This window comes from Undibacterium sp. 14-3-2, from assembly GCF_016595265.1.
Classification (GTDB): domain Bacteria; phylum Pseudomonadota; class Gammaproteobacteria; order Burkholderiales; family Burkholderiaceae_D; genus Undibacterium; species Undibacterium aquatile.
The window spans coordinates 14,255-28,829 of the sequence record NZ_JAENGS010000005.1; the positions used below are offsets into that span (position 1 = coordinate 14,255).

General features: G+C 48.2%; 10 protein-coding genes and 1 pseudogene. 5 read left to right on the plus strand and 6 right to left on the minus strand.

Going from position 1 to position 14,575, the window contains the following annotated elements:
* Positions 1–45 precede the first annotated feature (45 nt).
* From Undi14_RS12045 to Undi14_RS12055, 3 genes and pseudogenes are all read right to left on the minus strand, one after another.
* Positions 46–597, minus strand: a complete 552-nt coding sequence (locus Undi14_RS12045; RefSeq protein ID WP_200180866.1) for an NADPH-dependent FMN reductase — start codon at positions 595–597, stop codon at positions 46–48.
* Positions 598–787: 190 nt separating this feature from the next.
* The gene (locus tag Undi14_RS12050; protein WP_200180868.1) at positions 788–1,366 is read right to left on the minus strand and encodes a superoxide dismutase; all 579 of its coding nucleotides are present in this window, start codon (positions 1,364–1,366) and stop codon (positions 788–790) included.
* A gap of 310 nt (positions 1,367–1,676) precedes the next feature.
* Positions 1,677–2,101, minus strand: a pseudogene (locus Undi14_RS12055) (VIT1/CCC1 transporter family protein).
* Positions 2,102–2,526: 425 nt separating this feature from the next.
* Between Undi14_RS12055 and Undi14_RS12060 the strand changes: the two are divergent.
* On the plus strand, positions 2,527–3,060 hold the full coding sequence (locus tag Undi14_RS12060) for a hypothetical protein (protein WP_200180514.1): 534 nt from the start codon (positions 2,527–2,529) through the stop codon (positions 3,058–3,060).
* A gap of 176 nt (positions 3,061–3,236) precedes the next feature.
* A complete protein-coding gene (locus Undi14_RS18535) occupies positions 3,237–3,479 on the plus strand; it encodes a hypothetical protein (protein ID WP_200180516.1) in 243 nt (80 codons plus the stop codon).
* A gap of 225 nt (positions 3,480–3,704) precedes the next feature.
* Here the strand turns inward: Undi14_RS18535 and pcaF are convergent, their stop codons facing one another.
* Positions 3,705–4,910 carry a 3-oxoadipyl-CoA thiolase gene (gene pcaF / locus Undi14_RS12070; protein WP_200180518.1) on the minus strand — a complete coding sequence of 402 codons (1,206 nt, stop codon included), beginning with the start codon at positions 4,908–4,910 and terminating at the stop codon, positions 3,705–3,707.
* A 67-nt stretch (positions 4,911–4,977) separates the two neighbouring features.
* The gene (locus Undi14_RS12075) at positions 4,978–7,905 is read right to left on the minus strand and encodes an EAL domain-containing protein (RefSeq protein WP_200180520.1); all 2,928 of its coding nucleotides are present in this window, start codon (positions 7,903–7,905) and stop codon (positions 4,978–4,980) included.
* 423 nt (positions 7,906–8,328) lie between these two features.
* Here Undi14_RS12075 and Undi14_RS12080 point away from each other — a divergent pair, with 423 nt between their 5' ends.
* Positions 8,329–12,396 (plus strand): Pls/PosA family non-ribosomal peptide synthetase, encoded by a 4,068-nt coding sequence (locus tag Undi14_RS12080; protein ID WP_200180523.1) that lies wholly within the window; start codon positions 8,329–8,331, stop codon positions 12,394–12,396.
* A gap of 17 nt (positions 12,397–12,413) precedes the next feature.
* Positions 12,414–13,031 carry a 4'-phosphopantetheinyl transferase superfamily protein gene (locus Undi14_RS12085; protein ID WP_200180525.1) on the plus strand — a complete coding sequence of 206 codons (618 nt, stop codon included), beginning with the start codon at positions 12,414–12,416 and terminating at the stop codon, positions 13,029–13,031.
* Between the two features lie 144 nt (positions 13,032–13,175).
* On the opposite strand, the gene Undi14_RS12090 is transcribed toward Undi14_RS12085, so the two are convergent.
* Complete coding sequence (locus Undi14_RS12090; protein WP_186883374.1) at positions 13,176–13,403, minus strand: hypothetical protein; 228 nt, start codon at positions 13,401–13,403, stop codon at positions 13,176–13,178.
* A 391-nt stretch (positions 13,404–13,794) separates the two neighbouring features.
* Here Undi14_RS12090 and imuA point away from each other — a divergent pair, with 391 nt between their 5' ends.
* A complete protein-coding gene (gene imuA / locus Undi14_RS12095) occupies positions 13,795–14,571 on the plus strand; it encodes a translesion DNA synthesis-associated protein ImuA (RefSeq protein ID WP_200180527.1) in 777 nt (258 codons plus the stop codon).
* Positions 14,572–14,575 lie beyond the last annotated feature (4 nt).

Genomic DNA, 14,575 nt, shown 5'->3' on the forward strand with positions numbered 1-14,575 from the left:
AAAATTCACCAGAAAAAATAAGAAAAATGTAAGGCATATCGGCGTTCAAACCGCATGCTTTTTCACCCAATTAACATACGCATTCATCCAGGTTTTTAAAAACTCTTCCGATTTGAGGCTAATGTTTTCATTTTCATCGAACAAGCCGTCTGTGGCATTAAGAAACACTTCTGGCTGGCCAAGCGTTGGCATGTCTAGGTAGGCGAGGATATTACGTAATTCTTGCTGGGCTACCGCAGTACCAATGGCACCAATGGATGCACCGATTATGCCCGCAGGCTTACCAACCCAGACGCTCTTACCGTAAGGTCGCGAACCATGATCAATCGCATTTTTTAGGACACCTGGAATAGATCGGTTATATTCCGGCGTCACAAATAGAACGCCGTTAGCAGCTGTAATTATGCCCTTCATACGTGCAACGGACGGTGCTGGCGTGGAATCAAAATCTTGGTTGTAAAGCGGTAAATCGCCAATTTCTACAAATTTAAATTGAAAATCTGGCGGCGCAAATTTAATAATGGCGTGTGCAAGCCTTTCGTTATAAGAATCTTTGCGTAGACTTCCGACAACGACTGCGATCTCAAAATTTGACAATGAGGACTCCTGGTTAACGTATGAAAAATCATATTCTCGGCGTAGTTTGCATGAGATAAAAAAACGTGCAATTCTCGGCGTTCTTTCATCGTGCCAGAAGTACATACGCACATCCGTGCGGTGACACACCAAAACATAAATAGCTGAGCATCATTTTATTTTGATGCTCAATATTTCCAAGGGCTAGTAATTAAGAAAAATTCTCATCGGCAAAATGCCAATTCGCTAAATTCCAAAATGCGTCGATATATTTGGGACGGGCATTACGATAATCAATGTAATACGCGTGCTCCCATACATCACAAGTCAACAGAGGTATCGCAGATCCAGTGATCGGCGTAACGGCATTGCTAGTACTGATAATTTCAAGCTGCCCGTTCTCTTCTTTGACTAGCCACGTCCAACCAGAACCAAAATTAGTTACACATGATTTCGTAAAGTCTTCCTTAAAACGATCGAAAGAGCCCCATTTAGCAATAATTGCTTCACCCAAATTACCAATGGCTTTACCAACGCCACTTGGTTGCAAACTATGCCAATAGAAAGTGTGATTCCACACTTGAGCGGCGTTGTTGAAAATAGCGCCAGATGAGGTTTTAATGATCTCTTCCAGAGTATCCGGTTCAAATTCCGTGTTTTTTATTAAGGCATTCAAATTATCAACATAAGCTTTGTGATGTTTGCCATAGTGATAATCCAAGGTTTCTCTTGAGATATGCGGCTCTAGCGCAGAAAGCGGATATGGCAGCGTTGGTAAAATATGTTCCATTGCAACTCCTTTAAATCGTTGTACTACTTCATTTTTAACTACCTCTTCAACACCCCGTTCGCCATGCATATCGGTATCGACCAGGCCGTGTTCTAAATCCTTGAAAGCTTGTTTCATGATCTTCCTGGGCTTTTCTTGGGCTTGGTCTGACAATTGATCATGCTTATGCTGCATAGGACTATCCACTTCATCAGGATTGGTCTTTTCGTCTTGATCATTGTTCATCATGAATTTCCTCATTGATTACCGACTTAAGTATGATGTCCGCCACATTTGACGGCGAGATTGAAAAGTTGTATTTGCCGTTGCATTAAACACCTCCAAATAAAGTCCCAACAATTGAGGTGATAGTCATTGCCAACGCGCTCCAAAGCGTTACTCGCAACACGCCAGGGAAAATTTTTGCAGCACCTACTCTCGCCGCCAATCCACCAAGGATTGCAAGCGATACCAATGCAACGAACACAACACCCTTGATCAACCACGTTTCGTGCAGCAATACAGTAACGGTAAGCGGAAGCACCGCACCAATAGAAAAACTACGTGCCGACGCCAACGCCGCTTGCTCTGTATCTGCTGGCGAGGAGACAGATACGTATTCGCCAGTAGCCATAGACATCGCACCGGAAACCAAACCTGCTACACCAGTAAGTAAAATATTGCGATGAGAGACATGTGCCGACGCTACTCCGACGATAAGGCTTGCGTCGATACGATCCCATCATTTGCGCCCAGTACCGCTGCACGTAACTAGCCTATAGACTTTATGCGGTGCTGCTCAGGAGACCGAAACGTCATTGCTATGATCCCAATCTGAATTCATTCAACTCACTGATTAACAAACCTACTTATATGAGAATGTGAAAATTAATCTATGGTGCTTTAACACGCGCCATCAACCACTTTATTAACTTTATTTGAATTTGGCTCTATATCCGGTGCGCTACCGCACAGATATGATCAATTTATTTATTTAACCTGACGTCCAGCTATTCAGACAAATTTGGAACTGTGAGGAATTTTTTTAACGTGTGGACCTAGCTGATTGAGATCGGAAAACGTGTGTAGAAGCATGTCAATACCTCGAGCAACAAGAATCAAAATTAAGATTTCGAATCAGATTAATCGGCCTGAGACCATATGCAGAAAGAATTAAAAATATGAATGAATATCATCACCACGTTTCAGGCTTTTTTTCCAATGACGAGGAAGCCGAACATGCTCGCACTAAATTGGTAGAGCGAGGACTTCCACTCGAACAAGTTCGCATATTTGACACATGCTCTACACCGTATAAGTCAAATTTGGAATCAGAAAGCAATGAAGTACTAGAGAATGTTCTCGTCGACGGCGCTATTGGAACCGCGGTCGGCACCGGTATCGGTGCAATTGGCGAACTAGCGCTGGTAGCGGCGAACATTAGTTTATTTATCGCTAGTCCATTAATCGCCCCTTTAGTCATGCTGGGATGGGGAGCCAGTCTTGGTGCTTTGATCGGGGCAACAGCGGGTAGTGTCACGAATGCAAGCCACAAAGAAGGTCGGTTTGCAGATCTAATTCAGGATGCAATATCGAGTGGTCAATTGGTCTTGGTTGTGGAAACTCTTACGCTGCAAGAGACAAATATTGCTAGAGAAGTTATCGAAAGTCTCGTTGGCGACTATAGGGAAACTGGCACGAAATTGCGGAAATAAAAATAATTAAATAAGGTTTTTGCAAATTTAAATTTAAATTTAATCCAATGGCAAGTTTTTTTTGAAAATGATTTTCAAATTTAATGTGGTAGTTAAGAGCATATAGGATCAAACAGTCGTCTCCGCCTATTCGTTTAGCATGACATGCAGTAGCGCTAGATGAGCGCAATGTAGTGATGCGTCGGCGTGACGTGATAGATGGAAAAGTTACTCTTTTATCAAAGACCACTGGGAGTTTTGGATCGGCACTGGCCGAGCTTACATCTTTCATTTCTGACGAGACTTGCCCTGTCTGCGATCGAGACTTCAGCGAGGTGAGTAAGGTCCCGCTCAGCGAGTATATTCAAGAGAAAGTACGGACACTATTTGCATCGGCCGAACGGATGCAGACCCTACGACGTCTCCCCACATTTGAGTAGCACACGGAATTAGAGTCTAATCCCAATCAGTCAACTTCTAAACCTCCCTCAATCCGTGCCAGGTATTGCTAGAGTTTTGATGTTGGTGAAACAATCGGTATTCACAGCGGCATTCAGGTGAGTGAATTATATGAAAATTGCAATAATATTATTATCTTAAATGAAAGTAAAAGGTTTGTTTATTTAGAGCGCCGTCTACTTTCTGAGTATCGATTAGTCTCAGATTCATACGCGTTCTATTATCATGGCAATCCCTTGCCCGACGCCGATACACATGCTGCACAAGGCATAGCGTCCATTGGTGCGATGTAATTGGTACATCGCCGTTGTCACCAGGCGTGCACCAGATGCTCCCAATGGGTGTCCCAGTGCGATGGCGCCGCCGTTAGGATTGACGTGCTCGGCATCATCCGGCAAACCGAGATCACGTATTACCGCTAACGCTTGTGCTGCAAAGGCTTCATTAAGTTCAATCACATCCATCTGATTCAACGCTAAATTCGCTTTCGCCAGCACTTTACGAATTGCCGGTGCCGGGCCAAAACCCATGATCCGCGGTGCGACACCGGCCGTAGCTACTGCGATGATGCGTGCTTTAGGTGTCAGGCCAAAATGCGCAATACCTGTATCCGAAGCCAACAACAGTGCGCACGCACCGTCATTTACACCCGAAGCATTACCCGCAGTCACGGAGCCATCGGCACGCACCACCCCCTTCAATTTTGCCAGCTCTTCGAGACTGGTCACTCGAGGATGCTCATCCTGACCGAAAACAACTGGTTCGCCTTTACGCTGCGGCAATGCGACTGGAATAATTTCATCTTGAAATGCACCTTCTTTTTGGCCGCGAGCTGCGCGTAACTGACTCGATAGCGCAAACAGATCCTGATCGGCGCGGGAAATGCCAAACTCCGCAGCAACGTTTTCTGCTGTTTCCGGCATGGAATCGATTCCATGCAAGGACTTCATTAAAGGATTGATAAAGCGCCAGCCGATGGTCGTATCTTCTATTTTTGCTGCACGTGAAAAGGCGCTGTCCGCCTTGCTCATGACAAAGGGTGCGCGCGACATGCTTTCTACGCCACCAGCAATCATGAGATCGCAACTATCGCTTTTTAACGCATTCGCAGCCACCCCCAGTGCATCCATACTGGAACCGCATAAACGGTTAATCGTACTACCGGGCACTTCCACAGGCAGCCCTGCTAACAGGCTTGCCATACGGGCGACATTCCGATTGTCTTCACCAGCCTGATTTGCGCAGCCATAAATCACATCATCCACCCTGCTCCAATCCAGTGACGGATGGCGACTAATCAGCGCTTTAATGGGTAAGGCCGCCAGATCATCTGTTCTGACCCCGGATAAGGCTCCACCGTAACGGCCAAACGGGGTACGCACTGCATCACAAATAAAAGCGCTCTTTTTCATCGTGTCTCTGTCATTTCATTGGTTTGTATTTATATGCTTGCCACTTTTACCCACCGAGTTTTACGCGTTATCTACGCTCATCCTGCGCGATTAATTGCACAAACTGTTCAACAGGCACGGGATGGCTGAATAAGTATCCTTGTGCCTCGTCACAAGCTGACGTTTCCAGAAAGGCTAGTTGCTCGGCGGTTTCAACGCCTTCCGCAATGACCGATAACTGTAGGGTATGGCCTAATTGAATGATGGCCTTGACGATAGATGCTCCATCAGAATCACTCAGCATATCCCGGACAAATGACTGATCTATCTTGAGCTTATCGACAGAGAGTCGCTTCAGATAGGACAAACTGGAATATCCGGTTCCGAAATCGTCAATCGACAGTTTGATGCCTAATTCTTTCAAACCGTGTAAAGACTTGATAGTTGTTTCGACGTCCTGCAGCAGAATTGATTCAGTCAGCTCCAGTTCCAGAAGTTCTGGCCGCAAGCCGGAAACAGCAAGTGCATTACTGACGATTTTAAGGACATCGCCGCGTTTGAATTGCAATGCCGAGAGGTTGACTGCTACCACTGGTGGCACAGGATATTTATCCTGCCACGCCCGCGCATGGCGACATGCTTCGTTGATGACCCATTCACCGATCTGAATAATATGACCACTGCGCTCGGCAAGCCCGATGAATTTACCGGGTGCAATCAGTCCATCCATCGGATGTTGCCAGCGTATCAGCGCCTCCGCAGCGATGATTTTTCCGCTTTTGATATCAATCTGAGGTTGATAGTGAAGCACGAACTCATTATTGCGTACTGCGCTGGATAAGCCTCCGGTTAAACGGATTTGCTCGACCAGGCCTGCATTCATATCGCGTGTAAAGAAGCGGTAAGTATTGCGCCCTGCTTCTTTTGCACTATTTAAAGCAGTGTGAGAGTGTTTTAATAAGGTGTCGAAATCATCGCCATCGATAGGATAAAGTCCTATCCCGATTGAGCAGGACAAATTCACGACATCGTTATTGATGGTGAATGGTGTGGAAAATGCCTCGCAGATCGTATTGCCAACCTCTGCAATTCCCGGAACATCATATTTTCCCGTAAGCAGAATCACGAATTCGTCACCACTCAGACGACTCATCGTGGCTGTCGCCGGAATGCTATGCTGCAAACGGTTTGCCACTTCTAGCAGTATCTGGTCGCCGATGCCGTAGCCCAGACTGTCATTGATTTGTTTAAAGTGATCAAGATCGAGATAGAGCATGTTGACCGTCATGTTTTCATTGTTGGCGACAATGACTGCATGATCAAAGCGATCGCGTAACAACAAGCGGTTTGGCAGATTGGTCAAGGGATCGAAATTCGTCAGGAATTCCAGTTTCTCTCTGGTTTCTGCATTTTCTGCACGCGTGCGTAAGCTGACAATGCAATAAGCTATGTCATCAACCAGTTCTTCCAGTAGCTGCACTTCTGCCGGATCAAAGGCATCTGCTTCACAAGAGTAAATATTCAAAGCACCGAGAATTTTTGCATCACAGATCAGCGGTAAGGAAACACTGGATTGATAGCCGCGTTCTAACGCAGCTTTGCGCCACGGCGCCATACTGGCATTCGTCAGGATATTCTGAATAATATGTGGCGTACCTGTCCGGATTGCGGTACCAGTCGGGCCTTGTCCCTGTTGATTGTTACCCCACGAAATATTAATCGTTTCCAGATAGCCGCTTTCATAGCCAGCTTGCGCAACCGGGCGTACTGTTTTCGCCTGATCTTCTTCTGCATAGCCAACCCAGGCCATCAGATAACCACCATTATCTACGCACAAGCGGCAAATTTCGGACAACAGATGATGTTCGTTTTCACTACGTGATAGCGCGATATTGCAGTCGCTGATGAGTCTTAGTGCTCGATTGAGTTTCTTTTGCTCCGCTTCGCTTTGTCTTAATTCACTCGTCATACTGCGTGCGATTGCCAATGCGCGGGAGCGTCCAGTGACCAACAGCCACACCACGATCGCTAAGAGTATGCTGGCGATACTGCCGGTCGCAGCAATAATATTTGCCCTGTCACTTTTCAATCTGGCATCGAACGTTGGCAATGAACTAATGACGATACTCCACTCGTGCCCGAATAGATTCAATACCTTCGTCGTACGAAAAGCAGAGTTATTGTTCTCTGTGATTTGTTTTGACTCGAACATCAACTGACTTTTGTCAATTGAATTGCCGTCATAGATGAGCAGATGAAAAGGCGAGCTGCTCTCGTCGAAACGATGACCGAGTATCCCTGTCATCAGATCATTCATGCGAAATGGCGCATACACCCAACCTTCAATATTCTCGTGCCGCTCTTCGATGTTGGCATGCTTGCTATGCAAGCGGTAAATGGGCATATACATGAGAAAGCCCGCCTGCACGTCCTGGTCAGTTTCCTGTACCAGTTTTACCCTACCTGAAATGATGGCTGTATTTTCCTCTGTTGCCTTATTCAGCGCAGCACGACGAACGGTTTCCGAGTACATGTCATAGCCGATTGCGCGTTGATTGCGCCAGTTGGGCGGCTGCAGATAAGTAATCGGAGCGTATATCTCGCGCTCACCTGATGGCCGGATATCGTATTCTTTTGATCCGGTCGCGCGCATGACGGCGATGTGCTCTGCTTTTTCTTTCGACTTAACAAAACGGGCAAAACCCACGCCCTGAATGCCCGGAAATTTATCTTCAAACTTCAGCGTCTCTACGTAACGGCTGAATTCAGCCTGAGTGACTTTATGGGAAGCGGTAAACAGACCTGCCACACCTTCCAGAACCTGTTCATAGTTTTGCAATCGTCGGTTGATATTGTCAATGATCTCATTTGATCTGTATTCGAACTCATCGTGCAGCGCCTGACGATTCGCCTCACGGGGCGTATCCTGCAGTGCATAAGTAAGCGCCAATCCAAAAATCAGAATGACCCATGGAATGAACAGGAAACTGCTGGGGAGGTTTTCTTTTTTTAACATGGGCAAAAAAATGACGATCAGTCGTTCTAAACACGATTGCTAACGGCGCTAACTGAGAAATCCTCGTAGATTTTATTGATCTTATGTAATTGAACTTATATATCAAACAATCTAATGCAAACCATAGCTGACAGACTTCAGTATGGTCAACCGCTTTCCCGCAGCATCGTCTTTTTTTTGGTTATTCCAAGAACGGACAAGATCGAGTCCGGTTTTTAATCATACGCAATATGATCATGCGCAATAAATAGAAACAGATGTTGCTAAGTGCGCTATTTCGACATTATTTACTTTCCCGAAATGATAAACTCTCAGTCTATCGACATTGCGCGTTATTCCCGCTTCCTGATCCAGATCAACTATCAACGCTGCCAGTAATAATTAAAACAATTAAACAATCGTCGTCACCACTTCTGAATACTTATGCCTTCGTCTAGCAGCACCCTTGTAAGCTCATCCGATAGCGAAATTTTGTATGGACAGTCTCAACCCGATCTGATTCGTAAAGAAATTCTTGCTGACATTCTGGAGGCTAGCGCCTCTCTTTATCCAGACAAAACGGCACTGATTTTTGAAGATCGTTCGCTAACGTATGGTGAGTTAAATCTGGCTGCCGACCGTGTAGCTTCATTTCTGATTGCATCCGGAGTCGGCCCCGGGCAAATCGTGGGCTTGTGGTTGCCGCGTGGCATTGATCTACTGGTGATGCAGGCGGGTATTGCGAAAACAGGCGCAGCCTGGTTGCCTTTTGATGCTGACACACCCGTTGACCGTATTGCCGTTTGTCTGGCAGACGCAAACGCCATTGGTATTCTGAGTTGTGCCGAGTTTGAAGCGCAGTTGCATTCATCGCGTCATCAGGTCTGGATCGCAGAAACTGCGGCGGCACATCAGCCAGAAACCTTGTTGCGACGTCGCGCCAGTGAATCAGATTATCCTGCCTATGTGATTTACACCTCAGGCTCAACGGGAAAACCAAAAGGCATCTTGGTCAGTCAGGCCAGCATCTGCCATTTTTTACGCAGTGAAAATCAGGTGTTAGGGATCCAATCGACTGATCGCGTCTATCAGGGTTTTTCAGTAGCTTTCGATATGTCATTCGAAGAAATCTGGATCAGTTACCTGGTTGGTGCGACCTTATGGATAGCACCGAAAGCCATCACTGCCGACCCTGATCTTTTGCCTGTCGCGCTCGCAGAAAATCACATTACCGTATTACATGCCGTCCCCACCCTGCTCGCTTTATTTTCGCAGGATGTTGCCAGCCTGCGTCTGATTAATCTTGGTGGCGAAATGTGCCCGGAAGCACTGGTCAATCGCTGGAGCAAACCGGGACGGCAGATGTTCAATACCTATGGGCCAACGGAGGCAACGGTATCAGCCAGTCTTGCGCCGTTGCAGCCACAGCAAGCTGTGACGATAGGCAAACCGCTGCCGAATTATTCGCTGATGGTGATTGCAACTGATATTGAACATGGTTTGCGCTTGTTGCCATGGGGAGAAACGGGCGAACTTTGCATTTCGGGACCGGGCGTTGCAACCGGTTATCTGGGACGTCCCGATTTAACGGCAGAAAAATTTCTGCCGAATCCGTGGGCCAGACAGGCAAACGAAGCACGTTTGTACAGAACCGGCGATCTTGCCTGCATACAGCCGGATGGCAGCGTGGTCTGTCTTGGACGTGCCGATGATCAGGTGAAGATTCGTGGTTTCCGGGTTGAGTTGGGTGAAATTGAAACCGTTCTTGCCCAGCAAACCGGTGTTGGCACCGTGGCCGTGGTCTTGCGTCAGGATCAGGGTATAGACCAGATTGTCGCTTTCATCGTCCGCGAAGACAGTCATGCAGAAAATACGGTTGCATCGATGGCGACGCAATCCGACGCAGAATTTGGCGCAGGCTTACGGGGCATACTCAGCGCGCTTCTGCCACCGTATATGGTGCCGTCGCGCTTCGAATTTATGAGTGAAGTTCCGCGCCTGACCTCGGGAAAAATCGACCGCAACGAGTTAAAACGATGTGTCTTACAAGCCGTAGCCGCATCCGGCGAATCGGACGTCGCGGAGTCCGCAACTGAGGAAGTGTTGTTCAGCGCGCTGGCAAGCTTATTCCCAGGACAAGCCATACGACGCAGTGCCGACTTTTTTAATGATCTTGGCGGCCATTCGCTGATGGCGGCAAAACTGGTTTCTGTATTACGAAAACATCCCCGGTTTGCGTATTTCAAGATTGCCGATATTTATCAGCAACGTAGCGTGCAAGGCATCGCTGAGGTATTGGAGGCAGCCGGCCTGCTGCAGGATGCTGCGCTTGCTGACACGCACGAAGCCTGGCGCCCCGCTCCTGCCTGGAAACGCTGGATCTGTGGCGCGGCGCAGGCAGCCACGGTGCCGTGGCTGGTAGCAATGCGCATGGTGCAATGGCTGACGCCGTTTTTTGCTTACCATTTTTTTACCGGCGACCCCGGCGACTCGATTACCCGCGCAGTATTGTTGTCGGTTGGCGTGTTTTTGTTATTGACGGTAGCAGAATTCGCGATTGCGATTCTCGGAAAATGGCTGATCGCCGGACGACTGAAGGCCGGACGTTATCCGCTGTGGGGCGTGACGTATTTCCGTTGGTGGTTGGCAGACCGGCTGGTCGATGCCGCACCAGTCTATATGCTGAGCGGTTCTGCATTGTATTCGTGGTGGTTACGTGCACTCGGCGCGAAGATAGGCCGCGATGTCATGATAGGTTCCATTACCTTGCGCGCGCCGGATTTGCTGTCCATCGGTGACGGTGCCAGCATAGGTAATGCAACGAATCTGGAAAATGTGCGGGTTCAGCATGGTGAGCTCTTGATCGGCAGCATCAACATCGCCAAAGATGCCTACGTCGGTTCGTATTGTGTGCTCGAAGGAAATGTCGTTTTGGAAGAAGGCGCGCATCTGGAAGGCCAATCAGCATTGGCCGAAGGCCAGACTATTCCACGGGATCGTATCTGGAAAGGATCACCGGCAAAAGACATCGGCGCATTTGATGCCAATGCTTATCCGGCGAGGCCAGCTTACAGTAAACTGCGTGCAATCGGCGAAAATACATTCTTCGTCGTGGGCTCGCTGTTTATCAGCGCGCTGTTTTTTATGCCGGTATTCCCCAGCTTTGTCACGATAGACTGGTTTGACAATGCAGACAATTTCCCTTGGTTGCAAACCAACTCTGTTCCTTTGCAACTGGCGAAATATTTCTTACTCGCGTTTCCAGCAACGGCTGTCCTGATCGTTTGTACTGCCTTGCTTTCTGCTGGCATACGCTGGAGCATTTTGCCGAAGTTAACTCCCGGTAGTTATGCGGTACATGGCAACATCTATTGCGGCAAGTGGCTGGTCAATCAAATTCAGGAATCAAGTCTGAATGTGCTGCATGGCGTGTATGCGACGGTATACGCGCCATTCTGGTACCGGATGCTGGGTGCCAAAGTCGGCAAAGGCGCAGAAATTTCGACGGCATTGGGCGTGGTGCCGGACATGCTGACACTGGGCGATGAAACCTTCATCGCCGACGCCGTATTACTCGGCGATGAGCAGATAGATCGTGGCTGGATGACCATGCATCCAACTATCATTTCGCGGCGTAGTTTTGTCGGCAACGGTGCCTACATCCCGGATGGAACAGTATTGCCCGAAAATGTGCTGATAGGCGTGCATACCTGCGCACCAGACAATGCGCAAATGAAAAATGGCGATACCTGGCTAGGTTCGCCACCGATCAATTTGCCGGCACGCGAAGAGGTCAAAGGTTTCCCTGAAAGTTTAACGTTCAAACCTTCAGTGATGCGACGTATAGGACGCACGCTGGTCGAAACTTTCCGGATTATTGCGCCCCATGCGATGGTGATTGCAGTCGGCTACACCGTCGTTCTTGATCTGATGCCGCTGGCGGGAGAGGACCGTTGGGCTGAAGTGCTGTACTACCTGGTCGCGGCAGGTTTGCTGTATGGGATAGGCAGCTTTGTCTTTGTACTGGTACTGAAATGGCTGCTGATTTTTCGCTACAAGAAAGCCAGCGTACCCATGTGGACGCCATTTGTCTGGCTATCGGAAGGCATTACCAATTTATACGAAGGGATTGCTGTGCCGAATTTCATGCGTTATCTGCGTGGTACACCGTGGTTACCGCTGGCATTCAACCTGCTCGGCTGCAAAATTGGTCGCGGTGTGTATATGGACACCACGGATATTACTGAATTTGATTGCGTCAGCATTGGCGAACACAGCGAAATCAATGCCCTCGCCTGTCCGCAAACCCATTTGTTTGAAGATCGCGTCATGAAAATTGATCATGTCAACATCGGTGAACGCGTTTACATGGGGCCGCGCAGTGCCGTGTTGTACAGCGCAGTTGTCGGTAATGATGCAAGCCTGGGGGCGCTGACGCTGGTGATGAAAGGGGAATTTATTCCTGCGAATTCGCATTGGCGCGGTTGCCCGGCCGCGATGACGGGCAAATAAGTACGAATGAGACAGACATGCAAGGCGTAAGTCTGCCAGCTTTTGCTGTATTCGACTGGGAATCACAATGTCTGTCTGCTCTCGACTATTTCAGTCAACAGTCCAATGTTGTGATCAGCCTGTCTTTCCCGCAAAACCTTCAGCGCGAAGTCGCCAGGCAACAGCTGCATCTCGCCATCACTGAATTATTGATGCAGGCATTTTCTTGTGCAGCGGAACAGATACGACTGATCCGTATCGCTGGTAGCAGACTGCAATGTTTCATCGCCACACAAGAAATTTTTATTTCCGTCAGCCATGAGCTCGGTTTATCGTTGGCCGCCATCAGTCAGAAACAACTGCCGGGTATCGATCTGCTGGCAGTAAAGGCTATGGATGACTGGCAGGATGTTGCCGATATCTATTTCCCCCCTCAGCAAATCGCTGCACTACAACAGGCGCCAGACGATGAACGCGCAGCGCTGTTTGCGCAGTACTGGACGATGATGGAAGCGCGTTTTAAATGTGCTGGCGTTGCCATGACGGAGTACGACGAACACGTTCAGCAACAGATGGCATCGGCTTTAAAAGACTCCTGCAGCTATGCACTGACGTTGCCCGCTGGCTATATCGGCACACTGATACTACGACCCTGATCATTTCCCCAGCCTTACCTGCAAGGCTACTGTTCAGGCTGTTGCGCTTGCTGATACTGCTGCCCTACGGCATGCGCAAGCAATAACAAAAATAGCAAAATCAGGCGTGCATATTGCGAAGCATAAGGCGCGAATCCTCAGCGCTTACCAGTTTGCCTTGGATAAAATAATCAGCCATTTCTTGCAGAACAAAATTTCCAGATGCCCGGCCTGTATGCCTGTGGAGCAATCCAATACGGGATTGACGTAATACGCACGTTGTCTGTAATCGCGGCAGACAAATATCTCGCGACGGCCTAAGCGCAGCAAAAAAGAAGTTGGCGACAATTGCAGACTGAAGCGCGTATCAAAAGACTGGTCGAGGTATGCCATAAATGAATCTCCGAGTTGGTTATAAAGGCAGTTCATACTTTTTCTCTGACACTTGAAACACAGAGCATTTCCGGTCACTACAGAAAAATGCGAACTTCCCTGATACAAAAAAGATCTTGAAGGACATCATCGAGTGCATCGTTCAGTGAGGCTTTCATTCATCACTGACTCATCGTTTGTCCATGGAAAGTACTTTAACATAAAATACTGTATATGCAATCAGTATATTTAAAAGTGTCGCAAACTTTCCACTACTGAAAAATCTGCATATCCCCGCAAAGCATTATCTGTCTTCACTTTCCAGCAATATTACGGATACATCTGAAAAACTATTGCAGTTCAGATAGTCTGATTTATACTGTACACATAATCAGTATAAATTTATTTTGGCATGAATAACAATACGCAAATCCCTGTTTTGAATGGCCTGCAAGACCTGCACCCCGCACTCTGGCGCGCCTCGCAACTCGCGCACGGTGCCGCAAAAACAGTGGCTAGCGGCTACATAGCTCTGAACCGGGAGTTGCCGGATAGCGGCTGGCCATTAGGGCAACTGACGGAAATACTGACCGAACAAGAAGGCACTGCAGAGTTACGGTTGTTATTGCCAGCGATCAAAAAAATGGGGTCGCGCCCGCTTGCTTTACTGGCTCCGCCCTACGCACCACAAGCCACAGCTTTATTGAGCCAGCAATTGTGCTCATCGCAATTATTGTGGGTGGCTTGCGATAAACATGCCGATAGTTTGTGGGCAGCAGAGCAAATATTACGACATGGCAGTTGCGGTACCTTGCTATTCTGGCAGCCACAGATACGCAACGAGGCATTACGACGGCTGCATCTGGCAGCACAAGCCTCAGAGACTTTGTTTTGCCTGATACGACCTTTACGTGCGGCAGCCTCCGCATCGCCTGCACCTCTGCGTGTCAGCGTGCGGCCGACAGCATTTGGTTTGCAAGTGCATTTACTGAAACGACGCGGGGCATTGCGCGAGGAACCTTTGCCTTTGTATTTACCTGATCATCCGTATCTCAATCCGCATCTCAATCCCTGCATCAGCCCGCGTGCGCCGGAAATCTCACCTTCTATACCTGTCGAGACCGCATCCGTCCGGCACAAAGTTTCCGCTGTTTTTCGCGATCATGTGCAGCCTAAGCATGCCAGCTGACGGA

What these genes read in the sequence shown, in the direction of transcription:
- Undi14_RS12050 (WP_200180868.1), bottom strand. Translation starts at nt 1,366, where the DNA reads ATGGAACATATTTTACCAACGCTGCCATATCCGCTTTCTGCGCTAGAG.
- Undi14_RS12060 (WP_200180514.1), top strand. Translation starts at nt 2,527, where the DNA reads ATGAATGAATATCATCACCACGTTTCAGGCTTTTTTTCCAATGACGAG.
- Undi14_RS18535 (WP_200180516.1), top strand. Translation starts at nt 3,237, where the DNA reads ATGCGTCGGCGTGACGTGATAGATGGAAAAGTTACTCTTTTATCAAAG.
- pcaF (WP_200180518.1), bottom strand. Translation starts at nt 4,910, where the DNA reads ATGAAAAAGAGCGCTTTTATTTGTGATGCAGTGCGTACCCCGTTTGGC.
- Undi14_RS12075 (WP_200180520.1), bottom strand. Translation starts at nt 7,905, where the DNA reads ATGTTAAAAAAAGAAAACCTCCCCAGCAGTTTCCTGTTCATTCCATGG.
- Undi14_RS12080 (WP_200180523.1), top strand. Translation starts at nt 8,329, where the DNA reads ATGCCTTCGTCTAGCAGCACCCTTGTAAGCTCATCCGATAGCGAAATT.
- Undi14_RS12085 (WP_200180525.1), top strand. Translation starts at nt 12,414, where the DNA reads ATGCAAGGCGTAAGTCTGCCAGCTTTTGCTGTATTCGACTGGGAATCA.
- Undi14_RS12090 (WP_186883374.1), bottom strand. Translation starts at nt 13,403, where the DNA reads ATGGCATACCTCGACCAGTCTTTTGATACGCGCTTCAGTCTGCAATTG.
- imuA (WP_200180527.1), top strand. Translation starts at nt 13,795, where the DNA reads ATGAATAACAATACGCAAATCCCTGTTTTGAATGGCCTGCAAGACCTG.